This window comes from Flavobacterium tructae, from assembly GCF_001853485.1.
Lineage (GTDB): Bacteria > Bacteroidota > Bacteroidia > Flavobacteriales > Flavobacteriaceae > Flavobacterium > Flavobacterium tructae.
In genome coordinates, this window is record NZ_MIKE01000022.1 from 421,501 (window position 1) to 445,252 (window position 23,752).

The following is a 23,752-nucleotide window of genomic DNA, read 5'->3' on the forward strand; positions in this document are numbered from 1 at the left end:
ACACAAGATTTTTATTCGTTTTGATTTAGGCTAATTATTTATTCTACATATTCCTTCTATACTGCCCGCCTACTTCAAACAAGGCCGAAGTAATTTGCCCTAACGAACAAACTTTAGTCGCTTCCATTAAATGGGCGAATAAGTTTTCGTTTTTAATGGCGGCTTCCTGTAGTTGGCGCAGGTGCTCGTTTACTTTTGCTTCGTGGAACTGGTGTAAGTTATCGAGCATCGTAATTTGATATTGTTTTTCTTCTTCGGTAGCACGAATTACTTCTGCCGGAATTACCGTTGGAGATCCTTTTGAGCTCAGGAAGGTGTTTACACCCACAATTGGGAAATCTCCGTTGTGTTTCAGGGTTTCGTAATACAAACTTTCTTCCTGAATTTTAGAACGCTGGTACATGGTTTCCATAGCACCTAATACCCCGCCACGTTCTGTGATACGGTCGAATTCCTGTAAAACGGCAGCTTCTACCAAATCGGTTAATTCTTCGATGATAAACGATCCCTGAATTGGGTTTTCGTTTTTCGCCAGACCTAATTCTTTATTGATAATTAACTGAATCGCCATGGCTCTACGCACTGATTCTTCGGTTGGTGTGGTAATCGCTTCATCATATGCGTTGGTATGCAATGAATTACAGTTGTCGTAAATCGCATACAAAGCCTGTAAAGTGGTACGAATATCATTAAAATCAATTTCCTGAGCGTGTAACGAACGTCCGGAAGTTTGAATATGGTATTTTAGCATCTGCGCTCTTTCGTTGGCTCCGTATTTATTTTTCATGGCTTTTGCCCAAATCTTACGCGCCACACGTCCAATTACTGAATATTCAGGATCTACTCCGTTTGAGAAGAAGAACGATAAGTTTGGTCCAAAATCGTTAATGTTCATGCCACGGCTTAAGTAATATTCCACGTAAGTGAAACCATTCGAAAGCGTAAAAGCCAACTGTGTAATTGGGTTGGCTCCTGCCTCAGCAATATGATATCCTGAAATCGAAACAGAGTAAAAATTACGAACGTTTTGTGTAATAAAATATTCCTGAACGTCCCCCATTAATCGCAAAGCAAATTCCGTTGAGAAAATACAGGTATTTTGTGCCTGATCTTCTTTTAAAATATCGGCCTGAACCGTACCACGAACCTGTGATAAGGTTTTTACTTTGATATCGTTATACACTTCCAAAGGTAAAACCTGATCTCCCGTAACACCCAAAAGCATTAATCCTAAACCGTTGTTTCCTGCCGGCAGATCGCCCTGATACTTCGGACGTTCTGTTCCTTTTTCCTTGTATATTTTGTTGATTTTAGCTTCAACTTCTTTTTCTAATTCGTTGGCTTTAATGTAAATCTCACATTGCTGATCGATTGCCGCATTCATAAAGAAACCTAATAACATTGGTGCTGGTCCGTTGATGGTCATACTTACCGAAGTCAGGGCGTGAACCAAATCAAAACCTGAGTACAATTTTTTGGCATCGTCCAGACAACAGATCGAAACTCCTGCATTACCAATTTTTCCGTAAATATCAGGACGTAAATCCGGATCGTTTCCGTATAAAGTCACACTATCAAAAGCAGTCGACAGTCGCTTTGCTGGCAATCCCGCACTTACGTAGTGAAAACGCTTGTTGGTTCTTTCCGGTCCACCTTCGCCTGCAAACATTCTTGACGGATCTTCTCCTTCACGCTTGAACGGATACAATCCTGACGCAAATGGAAATTCTCCCGGAACGTTTTCCTGTAAATTCCAACGTAAAACATCGCCCCAGGCTTCGTACTTAGGCAAAGCAATTTTTGGGATTTGCAAATGCGATAAACTTTCTGAATGTGTAGCGATTTTAATTTCTTTATCTCGTACTTTAAAGCTGTACACCGGATTTTTATATTTGGCTACTTTTTCGTCCCAATTCAGGATAATTTCCCAATTGTAAGGATCCAAATCCATTTTTACTTTGTCAAACTGATTGAGTAATAGGTTTAAAAAGATTCTGTTTTCGTCTAATCCTTCGGCTTCGCTCAGGATGACGCTGTCGTCATCGATTCCCGCTTTATTAATTTGCGGAACTTTCCCTGAAACGGTTTCTATGGTTTTAAAAATTCCGTATAATTTCTGCGCTACTTTTTGCTGTGAAGCTGCGATTTCATCATAAGATCGGTTGTTCTCTGCAATTTCGGATAAGTAACGAGTTCGGTGTGGCGGAATCACGAAGATTTTCTCGCTCATTTCCTTCGTAATCTGAAAAGTAGATTTCAGCTCCGATTGTGTTTTCTCTACAATCTTGTCCATGATCGCTTTATAAAGCGTGTTCATTCCCGGATCGTTAAACTGAGAAGCGATGGTTCCGAAAACCGGCATTTCATCCGGATTTTTATCCCATAAATTATGATTGCGCTGGTACTGCTTTTTAACGTCACGGATGGCGTCAAGAGCACCTCTTTTATCAAACTTATTCAAAGCGACCAAATCGGCAAAATCAAGCATGTCGATTTTCTCCAATTGTGTTGCTGCTCCAAACTCCGGTGTCATTACATATAAGGATACATCAGAGTGGTCCATAATCTCGGTGTCGGATTGCCCGATTCCTGAAGTTTCAAGAATGATCAAATCGTACTTTGCTGCTTTTAAAACCTGAATGGCTTCGGCAACATATTTAGACAATGCCAAATTCGACTGACGTGTCGCCAGCGAACGCATATACACACGAGGATTGTTGATGGCATTCATGCGAATTCTGTCACCCAGTAATGCTCCTCCCGTTTTTCTTTTTGACGGATCGACAGAAATCAATCCGATTGTTTTCTCAGGGAAATCAATTAAAAAGCGACGAACCAGTTCATCCACTAAAGATGATTTTCCGGCTCCACCCGTTCCGGTAATTCCAAGAACCGGAATTTTAGAATCGGTATTGCTTTCGTGAATCTGATCAAAAACAGGTTTTGCGATTTCAGGAAAGTTTTCTGCTGCCGAAATCAAACGTGCAATTGCGGTTGGAATTTTATTTTCGATATGATCGATTTCTCCATTTAACTGATCTCCAATAGGATAATCTGAACGTTGAACCAAATCATTAATCATTCCTTGTAAACCTAAAGAACGGCCATCATCCGGAGAATAAATTCTTGTAATACCATATTCATGTAATTCTGAAATTTCGCTTGGAAGGATTACTCCGCCTCCGCCTCCAAAAATTTTAATGTGTCCTGCTCCTTTTTCTTTGAGCAAGTCATACATGTATTTAAAATATTCATTATGTCCTCCCTGATACGATGTCATCGCAATCGCATTCGCGTCTTCCTGAATAGCGGTATTTACCACTTCCTCAACACTACGGTCGTGCCCAAGGTGAATTACCTCAACTCCGGTTGACTGAATAATACGACGCATAATGTTTATCGCTGCATCATGTCCGTCAAAAAGAGAGGCTGCGGTTACAATTCTTACTTTATTTTTAGGAATATATGGTATTTGTTGTTCCATTTTATGAATATGATAATTTTAAGGGAGCAATTTACAAAATATTACAACATTTGATCATGCTAATATCTTTTTGTTAACAAAAAAAAGAATCTTTTTTCTTTTAGAGGGGTAACAATTTGAATACTAAGCTGATTTATCCTATATAAGTCTTATAAAAATGTTAACAACATGGAAATCTTGAAATATTTAAACAAAATACAAGAACCTATAAATCAACACTATAAAGTAATTTAGTAGTATAGAAAAACCCCAAATTTTTACTTAAAACTACCTACAAAAGTAACACCGTAAAAATTTAAAAAATGAAAACATTATATCCACTCAGCCTAATTATAGTTCTAAGTTTTTTTGTCTCTTCTTTTGCCAAAACTGATCATAAGAACGTTTCGTATAAAAAAACTTCAACTGTCGCGCCCGTTTACAAGAATTCAGGTTCTGATAATGTAAACGAAATTTCAAATGACTTCTTTAAAAGATATTCTGATTTGAAAAGATATAAGTCTGACGTCATGTCTTTATACAAAAACAGAACTCCGGGAACTATTTGGTTTGATGAAGATGCCATCAATGAGTTTGGTTCTGCATTATATCAAAAAGCTAAAAAAACGAATGATTTGATTGTTCCTTATCAAAAAGAAATCGATGCTCTTTTTTCTTCTTCAGCAACAAAGCTGTCTAAAACAGATGCAGATATGCTTTTGAGTTCTCTATATATTGCTTACGCCAAAAAAAGTAATGCAGATGCCGGGAAAAAAATGTCGTATGATGCTATGCTGACAGATTTTTTAAATTACAGTACAATCGAAGAAGCCACTACTTCGACCACTGAAAATGTTAAAGTAACCTATGATCAATATTATAAATTACAGGACGTTCTGAAAAAATATAAAAAACTAGACCGTTCTAATAAATGGAAACCTATTGTTCCGGAAGAAACACCTTATAAAGATTTACGTCCGGATGCTGTTTCAAATACTATCGCTCAAGTCAGAACCCGTTTATACTTATTGGGAGATTTAAAAAAGGATTCTAAAAGTAACGTTTACGACCGTGAATTAATGGATGCTGTAATGAAATATAAAGTTCGTAACGGTTTCAAGCCTAACTATATTTTAGCAGAAGAACATATTAAAGAAATGAATGTTCCTCTTGCCGATAAAATGGAGACCCTAAAACTTAACATGGAGAGATGTCTTACTATTTCGGATCAAATGGCCGGTTGCGATGAGTATGTTTTAGTCAACGTTCCTTCGTACGAATTGATTTATGTAAAAAATGGGAAGGTGCAACTGTCTTCGAGTGTCTTTGTTGGAGCACCATTAACTAAAACAACCATTTTTAATGGCGAAATTGAGAGAATCGTTTTCAGCCCTTACTGGACCGTTCCGCAAAGTATTGTAAACAATGAGTTGAAAAGTAAAATCGCTGAGGATAAAAATTATCTGGCCAAAAAGAATATGGAAATCGTAAATGGTCAGGTGAGACAAAAACCGGGTCCTGAAAACTCATTAGGATTAGTAAAATTTATGTTTCCGAACCCTGATGATATCTATATGCATGATACTCCATCTAAAACTTTATTCGATTTTGAAAAAAGAACGTTCAGCCATGGTTGTATAAACGTAAAAATGGCAAAAGAATTAGCTACTGCCATGCTTAAAGATTATCCTGAATGGACTCCCGATAAAATAGATAAAGCTATGGCGGGTAAAACAGAAAATAGTTTTAAACTAACTAAAAAAGTACCTATTTATATTACTTACTTTACTTCGTTGGTCAATGAAAATGGAGAAATTGGTTTCTTTCAGGATGTTTATGAGCAAGATGCTGAATTAAACAAAACGGTTTCTCCTCAGACGGGAGTAGTATCTAACTAAAATTTAACAATTAGCTAGTTCTCTTCATCAAAAGAGCTGTAATTTTTAATAGGGTAATTTTAGATTTGAATTTAGAGTTTGAAAGATTAATAGTATCTTTAATAACTCAAATGCAAATTTAAAAATTACCCTTTTTTTATGGAAGACGATTATACTGAAGTTCAAAAAAGCTGGTGGGACAGAAACTGGAAATGGTTTGTTCCAACCGGATGTTTAAGTCTTGTGGTGTTGTTTGGTTTGTTTATAACTGCACTTGTCTTTGGAGTTACCACCATGCTCAAAGAATCTGATTCTTATAAATCTGCCATGAACGAAGCGCAGCATAATGCAATAGTGCTGGAGAAATTGGGCAGTCCAATCGAAGACAACGGAGTTGCCTCTGGTAGTGTTAATTCAAGCAATAGTGTTGAGCATTGCAACTTACAAATTCCAATAAGGGGTTCTAAAAGCAGAGGAACTTTATTTGTCGTGGGCACCAAAAACGGAACATGGAAATACGATGAAATGAGTCTTTATGTTGAAGACACTAAAGAAAAAATTGATTTGCTAAAAAAATAAAATACTTTCCTCTCTTATACTTTTCTACACTATCACACTATGAGCCTACGTTTACTTTTTTTAACCCTAGTTTTAAGTTTCAATTATTCCGTTTTCTCACAAACTAGCGAACCTCACAATATAAACCAAAAACCTGATAACAAAACCGTTCCGTCCCAAACTGATTATATCAAAATACTTTGGGTAAATAAGCAAGGTGTTCTTCAGCTTAACGAAGAATGCATCAAAACCTTAACCGATCCACAACGGGCAGCACTTGGATTTGTTACTACTGGTGTCGACCATGACTGTTACTGGGATAGTGATAAAAAAGCAGACGAGAGCAACTTAAAATGTAAATTTCTATGGGCTCTGAACTTGGGATATCAATGCTCTGAAACGCATTTAGGTTTTTTAAAACAATGGTTTAAAGAAGATACTGAAGTTTTAGGAAGATTGCAATATTGTTCCAAAAATGAGACTACACCCAAAAATAAAGAATTCTTTCTCTGGCTAAAAATGGCCACAACTGACAATAACATCAAAATTATCTACTCGGCAGTTGGCATAGATAATGATACTAATTCCAATTGGAAATGGACGGAAGCGTCAAGTTATTCTTACACCAATACCGGAATTAAACAAATATCCCGAAAAAATCTTGATGGAGGTTTTTTCTAGAAAAAACACTGAGGCTCTGAGATCCTGAGTTACTAAGGTGCTAAGTTTTATTTTCAGAAGAAATATTTTAATTCTAAAAAACTCCCTAGAGTCATTATCCTATTCAAATAAAACCTTTACGCCTCTATTCCTTAGCACCTTAGAACCTCAAAAAAACTGTTAAACCTCCAACAAATTGGTTTCTTCTCTAAAAATAAAATTGTGGCTTTATTTTTGAATAAGTAGTATTTTTGAAAACTTATAAAATTACACTTTAATGAAAAAGATTCTACTTCTGTTACTTACGCTTACATTTTCTTTCACTTCTAATGCTCAGATACAAAAAACTTTAGATCAGTTATCTCAATTATCGTCAAAGATTAATGGCACCGGAAATGTTGATATTGCCTCGGGATTAAAGGAAGCCCTAAACAAAGGAATTACAAAGCAAGTAAGCAAATTAACCGCTGAGGATGGCTTTTATAAAAATGAAGCGGTAAAAATTTTAATGCCGGAAGAACTGCAAAGAGTTGACGCTACTTTACGAAAAATTGGTTTATCCTCTCTTGCCGATGAAGGCATAAAAGCAATGAATCGTGCTGCTGAAGATGCTGTTAAAGAAGCTACACCAATCTTTGTTTCTGCCGTTAAAAACATGTCGTTTACCGATGCCAAAAACATTTTATTGGGGAACGAAAGTGCTGCAACCAATTATTTACAAAACAGCACTACAACCGCTTTGTACAGCAAATTCAATCCCGTAATCAAAACTTCTTTTGAAAAAGTAGGTGCTGATGTAATCTGGACAAACATAATCAAGAAATACAACACCATTCCTTTGGTTAGAAAAGTAAACCCGGATTTGACTGATTACACCACAAATCAGGCTTTAGCAGGTGTTTTTAAAATGATTGCTGTAGAAGAAAAAGACATTCGTACCAACATCAATGCAAGAACATCTCCTTTATTGAAGAAAGTATTTGCTATGCAGGACAAAAAATAGCTTTTGTTGTTAAATTGTTGATTGGTTAATCGTTTAATCGAATTAACCAATCAACGATTAACCGATTAACCAATAACCTAAACCAAAATGCAAAAAATAACCATTCTGATGCACTGCAAAGATCAAAAAGGAATCATTGCCGCAGTGACCACTTTTATTGCTAAAGTCGAAGGAAATATTACCTATATCGATCAGCATGTTGATGTAGAGCAAAATGTCTTTTTTATGCGACTGGAATGTGAGCTCACCAATCAACATGTGAGTGCCGAATCGATAAAAGAAGATTTTTCAAAAACCATTGCAACCGACTTTAATATGTCGTGGGAATTGTACAATCAGGAACACAAACCTAAAATGGCTTTGTTTGTCTCCAAATACGATCATTGTCTGTTTGATATTCTTGGGCGTTACAGTGCTAACGAATTAAATATAGAAATTCCTGTCATCATTAGTAATCATAACGAGTTGCGATCAGTTGCCGAACGATTTAATATTCCGTTTCACTGTGTTCCATTTACAAAAGACAATAAAGAAGAAGGTGAAGCCAAACAAATTGAACTGTTAAAAAAATACCAGATTAATTTCATTGTCCTGGCGCGTTATATGCAGATCGTTACGCCTAAATTGATTTCGCTTTACGAGAATAAAATCATTAATATCCATCATTCGTTTTTACCGGCCTTTCCGGGTGCCAAACCTTATCACTCGGCTTTTAAGCGAGGGGTAAAAATTATTGGAGCAACCAGCCACTACGTGACGGAACAACTGGATGAAGGGCCAATTATTGAACAGGATATTGCGAGAGTTTCACACATACATTCCGTTGAGGATTTTATTATGAAAGGGCGTGATTTAGAACGCATCGTTTTAGCCAGAGCCATAAAATTACATGCCGAAAGAAAAACAATAGTTTACAGTAACAAAACAGTTGTTTTTTCTTAGGTGCAAAGTCGCAAAGGCTCAAAGAAACAAAGATTTTCCTCTTAAATAAACAAACCCGACAGGTTTTAAAAACCTGTCGGGTTAACTTTTTAAAAATATACGTTCAAAACTCAGAACCTTTGTCCCTTTGAACCTTTGCTCCTCAGAACCTTTGTCCCTCAGAACCTCAGAGCCTTTTTATTAACGTACATCAAATCGGTCCAGATTCATTACTTTAGTCCATGCTGAGACAAAATCTTTAACAAATTTCCCTTTGGCATCACTGCTTGCGTATACCTCAGCTAAAGCACGAAGTTCAGAATTAGAGCCAAATATAAGATCGGCACGGGTTGCTGTCCATTTAACCTCTCCCGTAGTACGATTACGTCCTTCAAAAACTTCACCGGTTTCATCACTGGCTTTCCAGGCCGTTCTTAAATCTAGCAGATTTATGAAGAAATCATTACTTAATGTTTCTTTATTTGCAGTAAACACACCATGTTTAGAACCGTCATAATTAGCATTCAACACTCTCAACCCCCCCACCAACACAGTCATTTCAGGTACAGATAAGGTTAACAATTGTGCTTTGTCTATTAAAAGTTCTTCGGTAATGGCTCCTGTTTTCGCACTTTTATAGTTTCGGAATCCATCTGCTTTTGGCTCTAATACTTCAAACGAATGCACATCTGTTTGCTCTAAAGTAGCATCACCTCTTCCTTGTGTAAAAGGAACATCAACAGATAAACCGGCATTTGATGCTGCTTTTTCAATAGCTGCAGATCCTCCTAAAACAATTAGATCGGCAATCGATACTGATTTTCCGGAATTAGTAAAATCATTTTGTATGGCTTCTAAAGCAGCCAATACCTTTTTTACTTGTCCACCTCCATTAACTTCCCAGCTAATTTGCGGTTCAAAACGAATACGGGCGCCATTAGCCCCTCCACGTTTATCCGAACCTCGGAATGTAGAAGCTGATGCCCAAGCCGTATTTACCAATTCTGAAATAGAAAGTCCGCTGGAAAGAATTTTATCTTTTAAAGCAGCAATATCATTATAACTCAACTCGCCTTTAGCAGCAGGAATCGGGTCTTGCCAAATTAATATTTCACTTGGAACTTCAGGCCCTAAATAACGAGAAACGGGCCCCAAATCTCTGTGCGTCAGTTTGTACCATGCTCTCGCAAAAGCATCAGCAAATTTGTCGAAATTCTCGAAATAGTCTCTTGAAATTGGTGCGTAAATAGGATCTAATTTCAGTGCCATATCAGCTGTTGTCATCATCGGAGCATGTCGTTTGGCCGGATTGTGAGCATCTTCTACTGTTGTAGCAGCGCTTTCATCTGTTGGTGTCCACTGATGTGCTCCTGCAGGACTTTTGGTTAATTTCCAATCGTACTTAAACAAAGTTTCAAAAAAACCATTATCCCAGGTAGTCGGATTTGGTTTCCAGGCTCCTTCAATCCCACTGGTAATAGCATCTCCTCCTATTCCGCTACCAAAACTGCTTTTCCAGCCCATTCCCATTTGTTCTATGCTGGCACCTTCCGGCTCAGCTCCGACTAATGCTGCATCACCGGCACCATGCGCTTTTCCGAATGTATGACCTCCCGCAACTAAAGCAACAGTTTCTGCATCATCCATTGCCATTCTTGCAAAAGTCTCTCTAATATCTCTACCAGAACCTAGTGGATCCGGATTACCATCCGGGCCTTCAGGATTTACATATATTAATCCCATTTGTACAGCCGCAAGTGGATTCTCCAGATTTCTATCACCGGTATACCTGCTAAATGGTTTATCACTGGTAGCCAACCATTCTATTTCTGACCCCCAGTTCACATCCTGTTCCGGTTCCCAAACATCTTCCCTTCCACCTGCAAATCCAAAAGTCTTAAATCCCATAGATTCTAAAGCGCAGTTACCTGTTAAGATCATCAAATCAGCCCAGGAGATTTTGTTTCCGTACTTCTGTTTGATTGGCCAAAGTAAAAAACGTGCTTTATCTAAATTCCCGTTGTCCGGCCAGCTGTTAAGAGGAGCAAAACGCTGATTCCCCGAACTTGCACCTCCACGACCGTCTGATATACGATACGTTCCCGCGCTGTGCCAAGCCATACGAATAAATAAAGGACCATAATGACCATAATCTGCCGGCCACCAATCCTGCGAATCTTTCATCAGGTCAAAAAGATCTTTTTTAACCGCATTCAGGTCTAACGTTTTAAATGCTTCCGCATAGTTAAAATCTTTTTCCATTGGATCCGACAAACTAGAATGCTGACGCAGTATATTTAAATTTAAACGATTTGGCCACCAATCTTTATTAGAGGTTCCTGTACCAGCAGTTTCTTTCATTTGTCCATTATGGAAAGGACATTTACTTTCGTTTGAATCACTCATTGTTTTCTGTTTTTTTTGATTAGAATTAACTGTTTTATATCAAATGCTAATTTTTTTTTAAGAAATCACACCTCATTGATATCTAACACTTTATCAAATATACAAACTTATCTTTGCGATATTAATAAACAAAATTGATTGTTTTTATATTTTAATAGCCAAAAATTATTTAACACTACAGAAAGCTCAAAACAGCACATTAAAGAATCTTAACTTATGTCCAACAAAGTAATAACAAAACCTTAACAGCAAAACATCCATATAAGTTGGATCTTTGTAGTGTAATAAACTGGTTATTTATTATTTTGGTTTTGGTTAGTTAAATGATGCCGGCGTCTTCGAGATGCCGGCATTTTTTTTGGGCTAATTTGTTACCTTTTTTGTTTCAGGTTTCAGGTTTCAAGTTGCTACACTTTGAACATAGTTTAACCGCAAATTTGCTAAAGTTTTTGCGCCAAAATATACGCTCCAACAACTTGAAACAAAGAAAACCTGAAACTTGAAACCTGAAACTAATTTCTAAGTCTTTCGTGCAGTAATTTGAAGTATGGAAAAGCTTTTAACAATCGGCTTCCGTGCCAGGAGAACATTTCGCCATCGACGAAAATAGTTTTGGCATGATGGGTAAAACGTCCTATTTCAAAAGCATCTTCTTCTTTGAATGGATAAGGTTCTGAAGAAAGAAAAACCAAATCAGGATCGCCTTCCAGACGCATTTTTCTGAGTTCAATTTCCGGATAGCGGCCTTTATCACCGTAGATATTCTGAAAGTGATTGAGTTTTAATAACTCATTAATATAGGTATCATTTCCTGCTACCATATAAGGGTTCTTCCAAATAAAGTAAGCCGTTTTTTTCTCAGGAATGTCCTGAACGTATTTTTTAAAATCGTCTAAAGCGAAGAGCAGTTTATTGTTCCATTTCTGAGCTTCGGTTCTGCAATTGAAAAGCTGTCCGAAATCAGAAATCATTTGAAAATTATCCTCAATTGAAACAATATTGGTCACCCAAACCGGGCAAATAGTACTTAACTGCGCTACAATCTCGGGCGTATTTTCTTCTTTGTTACAAATGATAATATCGGGTTGGAGCAGTTTTATTTTTTCATAATGAATCTTCTTCGTTCCTCCAACCATTTTTTTAGTCGACTTAAAATGATACGGATGCACGCAGAACTTTGTTATCCCCACTATTTTTTCTTCTAAACCTAAATCGTATAGCAATTCAGTTTGAGAAGGAACTAACGAAATAATTCGTTTTGGAGCTGTTTCGAAAGTATGTAAGGTACCAAGCTGATCTTGTAACTGTTTCATGTTTATTTTGTTTCAGGTTTCAAGTTCTTTAACCGCAAAGTTCGCAAAGGATTACGCTGTGAACGCAAAGCTTTTTTTTTGCGAACCTTGCGAAAAACCTTTGCGAACTTTGCGGTTAATCTATTTATAAAGTTATTTAAACCTTAGAGTTAATAATCTCTTCCATTTCTTTTTGAACTTTCAGAGCTTCTTCTCTTGCTTTTTCAGCAAAGTCTGTTCCTTTTGAAGCATAGATAATGGCTCTCGCTGAATTGACCAATAAACCTACTTTATCATTCATTCCGTATTTGCAAACTTCAGATAAACTTCCGCCCTGGGCTCCAATTCCCGGTACCAGTAAGAAATTATCCGGGACAATTTTCCTGATTTCAGTAAAGTATTCCGCTTTTGTAGCGCCTACCACATACATAAGGTTGTGACTGTTTTTCCAGGTTTTAGACGTTTCCAAAACTTGTTTGTATAATTCTTTTCCGTTAACGTTTAACGTCTGAAAATCAAATGCTCCTTCGTTTGAAGTCAAAGCCAGCATAATCGTATGTTTGTTTTCAAAAGCCAGGAAAGGCTCTACCGAATCTTTCCCCATATAAGGAGCAACGGTTACACTGTCGAAATTCAAATCTTCAAAAAAAGCTTTGGCATACATGCTTGATGTATTACCTATATCACCACGTTTTGCATCGGCAATGGTAAACATTTCCGGAAAATTCTCGTTGATGTAGTTTATGGTTTTCTGAAGTGAAAGCCATCCTTTTAATCCGTAAGCCTCAAAAAAAGCAGTGTTCGGCTTATAGCCTACCGCTAAATCGTGCGTTGCATCAATTATTGCTTTATTGAACTCAAAAATTGGATCTTCGGTTTCTAATAAATGTGGCGGGATTTTAGTCAGATCAGGATCTAATCCAACGCATAAAAATGATTTTTTTAAAAGAATTTGTTCGTGTAGTTGTTGTGTTGTCATTCTTGATTTTTTAGTTCTCCAAACAGAGTAGAAATAATTCTATTTTAGAAGTATGCAAAAATAAAAAAAGCCATTCAATTACGAATGGCTTTTTGGTTTTATATTCTGTTTAGGCTTACAAATTACCTAAATATACAATTTCTGTTCTTCTGTTTTCTGCTCTTCCTTTAGCCGTTTTATTAGACTGAACCGGTTTTGCAGATCCAAATCCTTGTGAACTTAAGTTAGCCGGATTTACTCCTTTTTCAATCAAAGCATCCATTACTACTTTTGCTCTTGCCTCAGATAATTTCTTGTTGGCTTTTGGATTTCCTATGTTATCTGTATGTCCGTTGATTGCAAACTTAGCATTTGGATAGTTCTTCAGAATCTCTTTGATCGCATCTAATCTACCTGAAGTTTCTCCTTTTCTGGCGTCACTTAAAGTTGCTTTTCCGGTTGTAAAGAAGATAGACTTAGCCTCTACTTTCAATTGTGCTAATGTTTCTTTTGTAACTTTAGGACAACCATTATTTTCTGCAGGACCATACACTAACGGGCAAGCGTCATCTTTATCTAAAACTCCGTCTTTATCAGCATCTAAAACAGGGCATCCTTTATTTTCTGCAGGACCAGCAACATCCGGACAAGCATCGTCTTTGTCTAAAACGCCATCTTTATCAGTATCCGGCCAAGGACAACCTTTGTTTTCTACCGGACCGGCAACTGCAGGACAAGCATCTACATTGTCTAATAAAGTATCTCCATCACTATCTTTCCAAGGACATCCTTTATTTTCTACAGGACCTGCAACACTTGGGCAAACATCATCTTTATCAAAAACTTTGTCTCCATCTGTATCCGGCCATGGACAACCGTTATTTTCTTCCGGACCTGCTACTTTTCTGCAAGAGTCTTCTTTATCAATTACTCCGTCTTCATCCGTATCTTTGAATTTCTTCTGATAAACCGGAATTTTTACCCCAAGATGAAAATCAACCGCTTTGGATTCTTTTGAAACCAGATTCGTCAAAACAGAACCTGAACCAATAAAGAAAGCTCCTAAACGAATTCCTGATCCTACCTGCATTCCGCTATATTCCATCCAGGTCATCGGTACATAAAAGCTAAACCATCTGCTTTCGTAACGAGGCGTTAAACTCACACGATTGGCAATACTGCTTCCGTTTAATTTAGAATCACTCACCATACTGATATCTCCATTTAAATTTAAATAGAATTTTCTGTACATGTTCCAATCTACATCAGCGTGAATTGCTGTTGGCAAGTTGGTTCTAACTCCTTTTGAAGTCGAAACTTTTGTATAATGCTCGTTTAGGAAATCATATAAGTTATCAGCATCGTTGATCATTTTCTCTGTTACCACTCCTGTAACATTATAGGTATCTAATTTTGAGTTCTTGTAATTGATCGAACCAATATCGGTAACCGAAAGACCAAAACGTACTTTGTATTTGTTCAAATCACGAAAGTTATTGTCGGCTCTGGTTGCTTTGTTTAAATCGTACTTTTTGTATTCAGGTCTCCATTCATAAACAAGTCCAAAATCAAAACCGAAACCATTTGAATTCGCATCAAATTTGTAGTCTTTATTAGCATCAAAGTCCTGGCTTGCTCCTACGGTTACTTCTCCTTCAGAAAAAAGCGTGCTGGCTCTCGGATTGGCTTTGTTCTCCACAAATGCAACTTTCACACCTCTGCCCTGAGTATAACCGTTTACACCACCCTGAAGATATTTTGCTGTTAAACCTCCTTTTAAGAAATGTTGATCGTTCTGCCATAAAACTGCAGCATATGAAACACCAAACTCTCCCCATGAATGCGAAACTGCATTTGGATTGCCTAAGTTGAAATTAAAGTTACTGGCATGATCTAAACCATCTTTCACTTCATTTACAAGGCTACCATTAACATTATAAGCATTAGTGACAGATCTGGCTCTTGTAAAAACAGCGATTGTATGTTTTGGAGCAATATTAAACATGAATGAAGGCCCCATGATATCAAAATTAACCAAACCATTGTTGGAGTTAGCTGGTGTCATGATCGACTGCTTGTCAAAATCATATCCTTTTTTATACACGTCAAAAAGACGAACACCATAAAGATCATTTGCTACTGTCCCACTGACTGAAAACAGATTAATATCGGTTTTAAAACGAGAATCGGCGATAGAAGCCGGATTAAAAAGAACGCTTTGAACCCCTGCATAATTATCATGCGTATATCCCAAATAAGACTGAGATTTGGCTGAAAAAGTAATCGCAATAAGTAATAAACTGAGTAAAGTTTTTTTCATTAAAATTTGTTTTGTTTTAGGTAAATTCGGCGGCAAAACTACACTATTTGAATTACAAACAGGTTACGTAAACATTGAATTCCTGTAACTTTTTTAACATTTTTTTCACATGAATCTAAAGACTCTCTTTCTGCTTTTCATAAGTACCCTTTAATCAAATAATTATAACAGTATAAATTAAATTTCTTTATCACCTTTAAAAGTGTAAAATGTGAATTATGCAACACTTCTTTAAATAGATATAACAGAAAAAAGGCAAATAATTCGCAATTTTACATAACTATTACTGCTTAATGATTTTGCAGGAGTAGCATAAAAGCGGAATGAGTTTAAAAAGGAATACTGAAGCAAAATACGCAACTCTGAAGCATGATGATTTGATGTTTGCCGGAGCTAAAATGGATAGTAAACTTTAGCAAAAGCAGGGAAAAGTAGAAGAAGAATTTCATCAAATCCTTTCAGATTCGCAACCCTTTCTGACTCAATCGGAATACCGTCTAGTATAAATATTAGACGGTATTTTTTTATACTAAAAACGATGTCTTGATGTGTCGAATAGTATTTTTCGGAATTACACTCAATGGGTTACTGAAAATATTAGTAAATTTCTAACAATTGTTAAACGACAGAACCAAAATTAAATTAAGTATCTTTAACCAAATTTTCATTAAATGAAACTATTTATAAAGTTCGACATTAACACCATTTGCTCGCTTTTTTTAAAACACAATCTGGACCAGCACAATGTAAGCTTTACCACTTTGGGGTTTGGTGAAATTGAGCTCAATAACAACCTTGATGCTGAGGCACTCGAGGCCTTAAAAGAGAAACTGAGCCCTTGTGGTTTTGAAGTGGTAGAAAACCAAAAAAGTGTTTTGGTACAGAAAATAAAGGATGCAATTATTGAACTTGTCTTTATGGAAGACAGTAACAATTACAAAAGTTCTGTGTTTTTGGCCGAAAAACTCAATCATAGCTATGGGTACCTATCGAATGTATTTTCGGAAGTAACCTATTCGTCTATCGAGAATTTTATTATTTTACAAAAAATTGAAAGAGCAAAACAATTAATTATTATCAACGAAATGAGCCTGACCGAAATTGCTTTTTTACTCAACTATTCAAGTGTAGCGCACCTTAGTACACAGTTTAAAAACACCACCGGAATTACGCCATCGGCTTTTCAGCGAATTATTAAGAAACGAAGAGAGAATTTAAAATAAAATACAAATACCTATATTAAAATGCAAAAAAACGCATTACACATTTTATTGGCTGACGATGATGAGGACGATCGCCTTTTTTTTAAAGATGCTTTTGAAGAGATAAAGATTCAGACTAAAGTAGAATTTGCGCATGACGGAATGCAATTAATGGACCATTTAATGAATCCTGATAATGCTTTACCCGATATTTTATTCCTGGATTTGAACATGCCGAAAAAAACCGGAAAAGAATGCCTGATCGAGATTAAAAAAACAGAGCGTTTAAAAGACATTATCATTGCAATCTACTCTACTTCCTCTTCGGAAGAAGACATTGAAGATACTTTTATTCAGGGCGCCAATATTTACATTAAAAAACCAAGTGATTTTAACAATCTGAAAAAAATAATTAATGAAGTCGTTACTGTAAACTGGCACTATCATACCTCAGGGTTAAATCGTGATAATTTTCTGTTGCGACTAAAATAGTAGGAAATCAATGAAGTGGATCCCAAATTTTAATTCCTCAAACTCACTGAGAGTTATTTTTGTAATCGCAGTTTTCATTCTGTTATTTCTTTCTTCTATTGCTCACAAGCACAATCAGGACCTGAATGAGTCCAGTAAGCTGGTGATGCATACGTATGAAATTAACATTCAGTTAGAACGGTTAATGTCGGCTATTAAGGATGCCGAAACGGGACAGCGCGGCTATATCATAACCCGCAATGCCCGTTTCCTGACTCCTTATATTTATTCGCGCGACAAGGTAAACACTTCGTTCATTAATTTAAAAAAGTTAACAAAAGACAATCCGCGACAGCAGAAAAATCTTCAAAACTTATTCAAGCTCATCATTCAGCGTTTTGTTTCGTTTGAAAATTGCCTTAAATACAGCGATCCCAAAACCTACGATAAACGAAAACTCGACAATCATTTGTTTGGCGGACGAATTTTGATGGAAAACATTCGTTTTAAAGTAGACGAAATGAATGATATCGAAAAAACTGATTTGGCCAAAAGACTAAAAATCTACGATGCCGAAATTTCCCTGAGTCCGCTTTTTTCTATTTCACTGTTTCTGGTTGCTTTAAGCTTTATCCTATTGGCTTACCGACAAATTAGTCGTGATTTCGAACGCCTGAAAGTCTTCAACAAGCAGCTTTTAATCTCCGGAAAACTGATGGCCGAATCTGAAGCTATTGGTAAATTCAGTACCTGGCAATGGGATTTAGACACCAACAAAATAGACTATTCCGACAATCAATATCGCCTGTTGGGCTACGAACCTAATGCTTTTGTTCCCGAAAAAGGCACCTTTTTAAACTTTGTTCATCCGGATGATAAAGAAACGGTAGCAAAGTCAATGAAAGGAATCCTAAACTATAAGCAACTGCCTTTTGTTTATTACAAAATTGTACTTCCTACCCAAGAAGTGAGGCATTTTAAAACAACAGGAAAATTATTGACTGATGAACAGGGAAGCAAAATTCTACTGGGAATCAACTTTGATATTACCGATGAGCACTTACTCAACATCGAACTTCAGGCACGAAACGTCGAACTCGAAAACAGCAATAAGGAACTGGCTTCTTTCAACCACGTTGCGAGTCACGATTTACAGGAACCTCTTCGAAAAATTCAGACTTTTATCTCCCGAATTTCAGATGCCGACAAAGCTGTTATGTCTCAAAATGCTAATGATTATATTGCTAAAATTGAGATTTCGGCCAAAAGAATGCGTGTTTTAATTGATGATTTATTGTTGTTTTCAAGAACAAATACCACCAAAAAAGAATTCATTAAATCAAATTTAAATGAATTACTTAAAAATGCCGAAGCTGAATTAACCGAAATGATCGACGAGAAAAAAGCGGTTATTACCTCTACAAAATTGCCTAAACTGGCCGTCATTCCATATCAGATCGAACAGCTTTTTATCAACCTCATCGGGAATTCTTTAAAATACAACCGTCCGAATGTTGCTCCCGAAATTACCATTGAAAGTCAAAAAGTATTTTCGGTAGATTATCGCGAACTATTAGATCAGAATGTAAAAAAATACCATAAAATAACTTTTACAGATAACGGAATGGGCTTTGACCCTCAGTTTAAGGAAACTATTTTTGTACTATTTCAGCGTCTTCATTCTAAAACAGATTATCCCGGAACAGGAATTGGTCTGGCGATTTGTAAAAAAATTGTCGACAATCACAAAGGATATATCATGGCCGACAGTCAACCTGACCAGGGTTCAATATTTACGATTTTTCTTCCGGATTAAACCCTCAAAAAAATCTTTAAAAACCACATAACAAACGTTATATAAATCTTTTATGGGAATTATATAACGTTTCTTTTTTTTGGTGTAAAGCAAAATCCTCCATTCGTTGCCATCTTTGTAAAGTAATACTTTATGAAGTAATAATGAAAGCAATTCCCCGAGTAAAAGCATTTTTTTTAAGAACAATATTCCTATTGTGTGTACTAGTTTTTGTTTCGTCCTGTAAAAAAAACTACCCAGTAGCAACTTCTTTAAAAAATGAGGCTTTTACTAAGAATGAAAAAGAAGAAATTGAAGCCTTTTTTTTTATCGCAGCGGCAAATGCAAGTCAAACCATTATTTCTAAAAGTCAAATTGCACAACAAAAAAGTTCTGACAACAACATACTGGAAGTAAGCAAACAAATCGAAATCAATCAAAATCAGCTGTTACAAGAGATCACAACTCTGGCCAATAAAAAGTTGATCATTATTACCGAAATCAATGCCACTCATAAGCGGGATTTATACGATTTAATTGATGCCAACGAAACCAATTTCAATGCGGCTTATCTGGATTCTATGAATGCCTCTTTAGAAGAAGAGATCAGATTGCTCGAATCGATTTCAAAGGAGACGAACGATCAGATTATTTTAGAAATGGTGTTGCAATATCTGCCAAAACAATATGAGTTTCTCAGAGAAATTCAAAAATCAAGAATAGTAATCTAAACGCCTGTATACGCTATTATTAACTAAACTATCTAACTATGAAAATGTACCCAAATTTTTTATGCGCCTTAACCCTTTTCTTAACAGCATCGTTTGGAATGCTGCACGCTCAGAACAATAATGTAAATCCTGAGTATGGAATCAAAGGAGGGTTCAACATGTCGAATTTGTACTCTAGTGATGCCAATGACGAAAACATATTATACGGTTTCAATGCCGGTCTTTACGCCACTTTACCCATCTCTGATTTCATTGCTATTCAGCCTGAAATCCTATTCACTACAAAAGGAGCCAAATTGGAATACAATAACGCTCTTGCCAGCGGAGATTCAAAATTCAGACTCAACTACATCGAAGTTCCTTTATTGGTTAGAGTAAATATCACCAGAAACTTTAACGTTCATGCCGGTGGTTACGCCTCTTATTTGGTAAGCTCAAAAGTAACCGGCAGGGGAGATTTTAACTTCGAACAAGAAATTGACACCAATGACCTGAACAAGTTTGACGCCGGTTTATCTGCGGGAGTTGGAGTCGATTTTGACCCAATAAGCATCGGATTACGTTACAACTACGGGCTAACTACTATTGGAAAAGAAAGAACGGTAGCCGGAACAACCTATACTTTTCCGGATGCCAAAAACAGCAACCTTACTTTATACCTTTCGTATAAATTAAACTAAGAAAACGATTCAATTAAACCTAAATACAAAAAATCATGTCAAATCTACTATACACAATCGCGTTGGTACTGGTCATTCTTTGGGCATTGGGCTTTTTTGTTTACAGCCTTGGAAGTATCATTCATATTTTATTGGTCATTGCAGTTATTGCCATATTATTGAGGCTCATTAAAGGCCGTGAAATTTAATAAACACTATTAAGCACTATATATTAATTACTAAATCGAATATTATGAAAACGAGCACCACAATTTTAGGAATATTAGGAGCCGCAGCAGCGGGAGCAGTTTTAGGAGTTTTATTTGCACCGGACAAAGGATCAAATACCAGAAAAAAAATATCAGACAAGTCTAAAGATTACGGAGATAATATAAAAACCAAATTTGACGGAATCGTTAGTACTATTAAGTCAAACGGGAAAGAAATTATCGAAGAGGGAAAGGCAAAATTCAGCCAGGCAAAAGAGGACTTCAACACCCTTAAGGACGAAGCCAAAGCGGTAAAATCGAACTATTAAAAGGTGAAATTTAAATCCTAAACACCCCCTTTATTATGGAATCAAATGCAACAACAAACGAGAACTTAAATCTTTACGAGAAAGCAGAGAACTATACCAAAACGAGTTTAGAATTAATCAAACTCAAAACGGTATCAGCATCGGCAGATGTTTTATCAACATTGACCTCCAGGATCGCAGTTGGCGCTGTTGTTGCATTTTTTACGTTGTTCCTTAATATTGGAATCAGTTTATGGATTGGAAAAAAACTTGGCGAAAACTATTACGGTTTTTTTATACTGGCCTTGTTTTACTTAATTGTTGCCATTGTACTGCACAAATCGCATCACAAGCTTATTAAAACCCCTATCGGAAACATGATTGTTTCGAGCATTTTAAAAGAAACGAAACAAGAAGCCCATTGTGATTCAGGTCAATCAAAAAACTAAAAAAGACTGTCATGGAAACTATTTACACCCTTGATTCACTAGACCGGAAAATTCAGCTTTTAGAACACCAACAAAATGCCGAGTGGTGTGCCATTAAAGACGAAATCGATGACATTAAAGAGCATTTAAAACCTCTTAACCTGATTCGTAGCACCGTTGAAGAAATCAATGAAACGGTTGGGTTTAAAAGCGATCTCGCACAGTCGGCTATTAGTATCGGAATTGGTTATCTCGCCAAAAGATTTGTCGTTGGCAAAAGCACCTCGACTTTCAAAAACATCTTCGGGTCTGTGTTACAGCTTTTTGTGACCAATGTGGTTTCGAAATCGGGGAATTCCTAAGATACTGAGGCTCTGAGATGCTAAGATTCTAAGATCTGTGACCTATATTTTAGGTTCAAAGGGACAAAGGTTTTTTGGATGTGTTTACATCCTCCACAAAAAATGCTGAGAGATTTAGAAAACCTAATTTTCGGCCTAAATCCAACAAAATTATTTCATTTTACAGCAACAATTTTCAAGCTGTAATCCATATAAACAATAAAAAAAGGAGTGTTTCAAAAACAATGAAACACTCCTTTTTTATATATCTATTTTCAGAAACCTTTGTATCTCTGCACCTAAAACCTTAGAAACTTAGCGTCTCAGAATCTTAGTATCTTAGAACACCTCCGACGCTTCCTTCAATTTCTCCATATTGTTTACCAATTGAAGCTCGGCAACAATTTTCTGAATATCACCATTCATGATGTTTCCTAAATCGTATAACGTTAGTCCCACACGGTGATCGGTTACACGACCTTGTGCGTAGTTGTACGTACGAATCTTAGCCGAACGGTCACCCGAACTTACCTGAGAACTACGTTTTGTAGCGTCTTCCTCTTGTTTCTTAGCCAATTCCATTTCGTACAAACGAGAACGTAAAACCGTTAACGCTTTGTCTTTATTTTTATGCTGTGATTTCTGATCCTGACATTGCGCCACTAATCCCGTAGGAATGTGCGTTAAACGTACCGCCGATTTCGTCGTATTTACCGACTGTCCTCCAGGTCCTGACGAACAGAAGAAATCTACACGAACATCGTTCATATCAATCTGTACATCAAACTCTTCCGCTTCCGGTAAAACCATTACCGTTGCTGCCGAAGTATGCACACGACCTTGAGTTTCGGTTTGCGGAACACGTTGTACACGGTGCACACCTGCTTCAAATTTCAGGGTTCCGTACACATCTTCTCCGGTAACTTCAAAAATAACCTCTTTGAAACCTCCCGAAGTACCTTCGTTCATATCCACCACAGAAGTTCTCCAACCTTGTGACTCACAGTATTTAGTATACATTCTGAATAAATCCCCTGCAAAAATACTCGCTTCGTCCCCACCCGTTCCGGCGCGGATCTCCACCATGACATTTTTAGCATCTTCAGGATCTTTAGGAATCAACATAAATTTGATTTCCTCCTCCAGTTGCGGCAAGCGTTCTTTTGCTTCGTCCAATTGCATTTTGGCCATTTCAACCATATCTGCATCGCTTCCGTCAGCAATAATTTCGTTTGCTTCGTCAATATTCGCTAAAACAAGAATGTATTCTTCTCTTTTTTCAACCAAAGCTTTGATGCTTTTATATTCCTGGTTGAGTTGCACATAACGCTTTTGATCAGCAATAACATCCGGCTGAATAATCAAATCCGAAATCTCATCAAAACGCTGCTTTACATATTGAAGTCTATCTAACATTTTCTAATTCCTTTTATTGGACCGCAAAATTACAAAATTTTTACCGAAAATTCTAGTGTTGTTTTCTTGTGTTTTTTCAGATCGAAATTTAGCGGAATTAGGATGGTTTTTAGGAGCTTGTTCCTGCTATCCGCTCTATCTTTTTAGGCAGAATGTTTATCGCTTTAATTTAGACGTTTTCGTTTGCCTAAAAAGGATGCCGCTGCTATCAGGGCTAGGGGTTTTGAATTTATCATCCATTTACGGATTTCCATAAAATTATTAGGTTTAAAGAAGGTACTTTTATGAAAAATCAGGTATTTCTACGTAGTAATTAATTTAAAATAAAAACGATGTTTGTCATTTACGAAGACTTAATTCAAAAACATCAATTTTAAGAAAAAATATAAATTAACTAAAATTAAAAAACTAGTTTATGAGTGGATCAGGAGGAGGTGGATATCAGCCACCACAACGAACTAAATTTGATTGTTATACAAGTATTATTACAAATACTGTTTCTTCTTTAAATATCAAAGTACTTGAAAAGCGCAAAATAGGAGATCTTTTAGAAGTTGTACTTGGGAAAAATGAATCTTTGTTATTGGAAGATGGAGATGGAGAAATACTGGGAGCTATTCTTCATTTAAATACCCCAGATATAATTGACTGCATTAAAAATGGATCATTATATAAAGCAGAAATATTAAGTATAAATTCACCTGCATGTCGTGTGCAAATAACAAGGAAATAAA

The 23,752-nt window shown here is 36.5% G+C and carries 21 protein-coding genes; 15 read left to right on the top strand and 6 right to left on the bottom strand.

The features are described from left to right. Window positions 1-43: 43 nt before the first annotated feature. Window positions 44-3,484 (bottom strand): methylmalonyl-CoA mutase family protein, encoded by a 3,441-nt coding sequence (locus tag BHE19_RS09565; RefSeq protein WP_070906917.1) that lies wholly within the window; start codon window positions 3,482-3,484, stop codon window positions 44-46. Between the two features lie 302 nt (window positions 3,485-3,786). Between BHE19_RS09565 and BHE19_RS09570 the strand changes: the two genes are divergently transcribed. The 5 genes from BHE19_RS09570 to purU all read left to right on the top strand — a co-directional run bounded on the left by BHE19_RS09570 (window position 3,787) and on the right by purU (window position 8,503). After that, entirely contained in the window at window positions 3,787-5,361 is a 1,575-nt protein-coding gene (locus BHE19_RS09570) for a L,D-transpeptidase family protein (protein WP_070906918.1), read from the top strand. Between the two features lie 138 nt (window positions 5,362-5,499). Continuing rightward, the gene (locus BHE19_RS09575) at window positions 5,500-5,919 is read left to right on the top strand and encodes a cytochrome c oxidase assembly factor Coa1 family protein (RefSeq protein ID WP_070906919.1); all 420 of its coding nucleotides are present in this window, start codon (window positions 5,500-5,502) and stop codon (window positions 5,917-5,919) included. Window positions 5,920-5,958: 39 nt separating this feature from the next. After that, a complete protein-coding gene (locus BHE19_RS09580; RefSeq protein WP_070906920.1) occupies window positions 5,959-6,579 on the top strand; it encodes a hypothetical protein in 621 nt (206 codons plus the stop codon). Between the two features lie 256 nt (window positions 6,580-6,835). Beyond that, the gene (locus BHE19_RS09585) at window positions 6,836-7,561 is read left to right on the top strand and encodes a DUF4197 domain-containing protein (protein ID WP_070906921.1); all 726 of its coding nucleotides are present in this window, start codon (window positions 6,836-6,838) and stop codon (window positions 7,559-7,561) included. An 87-nt stretch (window positions 7,562-7,648) separates the two neighbouring features. After that, window positions 7,649-8,503: a formyltetrahydrofolate deformylase gene (gene purU, locus BHE19_RS09590; protein WP_070906922.1), complete on the top strand. Its 855-nt coding sequence runs from the start codon at window positions 7,649-7,651 to the stop codon at window positions 8,501-8,503. A 180-nt stretch (window positions 8,504-8,683) separates the two neighbouring features. Here the strand turns inward: purU and katG are convergent, their stop codons facing one another. From katG to BHE19_RS09610, 4 genes are all read right to left on the bottom strand, one after another. Then, window positions 8,684-10,888 (bottom strand): catalase/peroxidase HPI, encoded by a 2,205-nt coding sequence (gene katG, locus BHE19_RS09595; RefSeq protein WP_083342506.1) that lies wholly within the window; start codon window positions 10,886-10,888, stop codon window positions 8,684-8,686. Window positions 10,889-11,400: 512 nt separating this feature from the next. Then, window positions 11,401-12,201: an ABC transporter substrate-binding protein gene (locus tag BHE19_RS09600; protein ID WP_070906923.1), complete on the bottom strand. Its 801-nt coding sequence runs from the start codon at window positions 12,199-12,201 to the stop codon at window positions 11,401-11,403. Between the two features lie 136 nt (window positions 12,202-12,337). After that, a complete protein-coding gene (pyrF, locus tag BHE19_RS09605) occupies window positions 12,338-13,159 on the bottom strand; it encodes an orotidine-5'-phosphate decarboxylase (protein WP_017498554.1) in 822 nt (273 codons plus the stop codon). 115 nt (window positions 13,160-13,274) lie between these two features. Beyond that, window positions 13,275-15,458, bottom strand: coding sequence for a DUF5723 family protein (locus BHE19_RS09610; RefSeq protein WP_070907145.1), 2,184 nt, complete (start codon window positions 15,456-15,458; stop codon window positions 13,275-13,277). Window positions 15,459-16,129: 671 nt separating this feature from the next. On the opposite strand from BHE19_RS09610, the gene BHE19_RS09615 reads away from it, so the two are divergent. The 9 genes from BHE19_RS09615 (at window position 16,130) to BHE19_RS09650 (ending at window position 21,623) form a co-directional block, all read left to right on the top strand. Next, window positions 16,130-16,681 carry a helix-turn-helix domain-containing protein gene (locus BHE19_RS09615; RefSeq protein ID WP_017498551.1) on the top strand — a complete coding sequence of 184 codons (552 nt, stop codon included), beginning with the start codon at window positions 16,130-16,132 and terminating at the stop codon, window positions 16,679-16,681. Window positions 16,682-16,702: 21 nt separating this feature from the next. After that, window positions 16,703-17,152, top strand: coding sequence for a response regulator (locus tag BHE19_RS09620; protein WP_017498550.1), 450 nt, complete (start codon window positions 16,703-16,705; stop codon window positions 17,150-17,152). Window positions 17,153-17,162: 10 nt separating this feature from the next. Then, window positions 17,163-18,947 carry a sensor histidine kinase gene (locus BHE19_RS09625; RefSeq protein WP_070906924.1) on the top strand — a complete coding sequence of 595 codons (1,785 nt, stop codon included), beginning with the start codon at window positions 17,163-17,165 and terminating at the stop codon, window positions 18,945-18,947. 143 nt (window positions 18,948-19,090) lie between these two features. Continuing rightward, the gene (locus tag BHE19_RS09630) at window positions 19,091-19,657 is read left to right on the top strand and encodes a DUF4142 domain-containing protein (protein ID WP_070906925.1); all 567 of its coding nucleotides are present in this window, start codon (window positions 19,091-19,093) and stop codon (window positions 19,655-19,657) included. 38 nt (window positions 19,658-19,695) lie between these two features. Beyond that, entirely contained in the window at window positions 19,696-20,337 is a 642-nt protein-coding gene (locus BHE19_RS09635; RefSeq protein WP_070906926.1) for a porin family protein, read from the top strand. 35 nt (window positions 20,338-20,372) lie between these two features. Continuing rightward, a complete protein-coding gene (locus BHE19_RS22615; RefSeq protein WP_123923494.1) occupies window positions 20,373-20,525 on the top strand; it encodes a lmo0937 family membrane protein in 153 nt (50 codons plus the stop codon). Between the two features lie 44 nt (window positions 20,526-20,569). Beyond that, the gene (locus BHE19_RS09640; RefSeq protein WP_017498545.1) at window positions 20,570-20,854 is read left to right on the top strand and encodes a YtxH domain-containing protein; all 285 of its coding nucleotides are present in this window, start codon (window positions 20,570-20,572) and stop codon (window positions 20,852-20,854) included. Window positions 20,855-20,889: 35 nt separating this feature from the next. Further along, a complete protein-coding gene (locus tag BHE19_RS09645; RefSeq protein ID WP_070906927.1) occupies window positions 20,890-21,282 on the top strand; it encodes a hypothetical protein in 393 nt (130 codons plus the stop codon). An 11-nt stretch (window positions 21,283-21,293) separates the two neighbouring features. Continuing rightward, on the top strand, window positions 21,294-21,623 hold the full coding sequence (locus BHE19_RS09650; RefSeq protein WP_070906928.1) for a hypothetical protein: 330 nt from the start codon (window positions 21,294-21,296) through the stop codon (window positions 21,621-21,623). Between the two features lie 318 nt (window positions 21,624-21,941). On the opposite strand, the gene prfA is transcribed toward BHE19_RS09650, so the two are convergent. Continuing rightward, window positions 21,942-23,018 (bottom strand): peptide chain release factor 1, encoded by a 1,077-nt coding sequence (gene prfA / locus BHE19_RS09655; protein ID WP_017498542.1) that lies wholly within the window; start codon window positions 23,016-23,018, stop codon window positions 21,942-21,944. A gap of 415 nt (window positions 23,019-23,433) precedes the next feature. Between prfA and BHE19_RS09660 the strand changes: the two genes are divergently transcribed. Beyond that, on the top strand, window positions 23,434-23,751 hold the full coding sequence (locus BHE19_RS09660; RefSeq protein ID WP_070906929.1) for a hypothetical protein: 318 nt from the start codon (window positions 23,434-23,436) through the stop codon (window positions 23,749-23,751). Window position 23,752: the final 1 nt, after the last annotated feature.

Excerpts from the sequence above, each read along its gene's own strand:
- BHE19_RS09615 (WP_017498551.1), top strand. The coding sequence starts at position 16,130 with ATGAAACTATTTATAAAGTTCGACATTAACACCATTTGCTCGCTTTTT.
- katG (WP_083342506.1), bottom strand. The coding sequence starts at position 10,888 with ATGAGTGATTCAAACGAAAGTAAATGTCCTTTCCATAATGGACAAATG.
- prfA (WP_017498542.1), bottom strand. The coding sequence starts at position 23,018 with ATGTTAGATAGACTTCAATATGTAAAGCAGCGTTTTGATGAGATTTCG.
- BHE19_RS09660 (WP_070906929.1), top strand. The coding sequence starts at position 23,434 with ATGAGTGGATCAGGAGGAGGTGGATATCAGCCACCACAACGAACTAAA.
- BHE19_RS09610 (WP_070907145.1), bottom strand. The coding sequence starts at position 15,458 with ATGAAAAAAACTTTACTCAGTTTATTACTTATTGCGATTACTTTTTCA.
- BHE19_RS09625 (WP_070906924.1), top strand. The coding sequence starts at position 17,163 with ATGAAGTGGATCCCAAATTTTAATTCCTCAAACTCACTGAGAGTTATT.
- BHE19_RS22615 (WP_123923494.1), top strand. The coding sequence starts at position 20,373 with ATGTCAAATCTACTATACACAATCGCGTTGGTACTGGTCATTCTTTGG.
- BHE19_RS09635 (WP_070906926.1), top strand. The coding sequence starts at position 19,696 with ATGAAAATGTACCCAAATTTTTTATGCGCCTTAACCCTTTTCTTAACA.
- BHE19_RS09565 (WP_070906917.1), bottom strand. The coding sequence starts at position 3,484 with ATGGAACAACAAATACCATATATTCCTAAAAATAAAGTAAGAATTGTA.
- purU (WP_070906922.1), top strand. The coding sequence starts at position 7,649 with ATGCAAAAAATAACCATTCTGATGCACTGCAAAGATCAAAAAGGAATC.
- BHE19_RS09600 (WP_070906923.1), bottom strand. The coding sequence starts at position 12,201 with ATGAAACAGTTACAAGATCAGCTTGGTACCTTACATACTTTCGAAACA.
- BHE19_RS09570 (WP_070906918.1), top strand. The coding sequence starts at position 3,787 with ATGAAAACATTATATCCACTCAGCCTAATTATAGTTCTAAGTTTTTTT.
- BHE19_RS09650 (WP_070906928.1), top strand. The coding sequence starts at position 21,294 with ATGGAAACTATTTACACCCTTGATTCACTAGACCGGAAAATTCAGCTT.
- BHE19_RS09580 (WP_070906920.1), top strand. The coding sequence starts at position 5,959 with ATGAGCCTACGTTTACTTTTTTTAACCCTAGTTTTAAGTTTCAATTAT.
- BHE19_RS09640 (WP_017498545.1), top strand. The coding sequence starts at position 20,570 with ATGAAAACGAGCACCACAATTTTAGGAATATTAGGAGCCGCAGCAGCG.
- BHE19_RS09620 (WP_017498550.1), top strand. The coding sequence starts at position 16,703 with ATGCAAAAAAACGCATTACACATTTTATTGGCTGACGATGATGAGGAC.
- BHE19_RS09585 (WP_070906921.1), top strand. The coding sequence starts at position 6,836 with ATGAAAAAGATTCTACTTCTGTTACTTACGCTTACATTTTCTTTCACT.
- pyrF (WP_017498554.1), bottom strand. The coding sequence starts at position 13,159 with ATGACAACACAACAACTACACGAACAAATTCTTTTAAAAAAATCATTT.
- BHE19_RS09645 (WP_070906927.1), top strand. The coding sequence starts at position 20,890 with ATGGAATCAAATGCAACAACAAACGAGAACTTAAATCTTTACGAGAAA.
- BHE19_RS09630 (WP_070906925.1), top strand. The coding sequence starts at position 19,091 with ATGAAAGCAATTCCCCGAGTAAAAGCATTTTTTTTAAGAACAATATTC.
- BHE19_RS09575 (WP_070906919.1), top strand. The coding sequence starts at position 5,500 with ATGGAAGACGATTATACTGAAGTTCAAAAAAGCTGGTGGGACAGAAAC.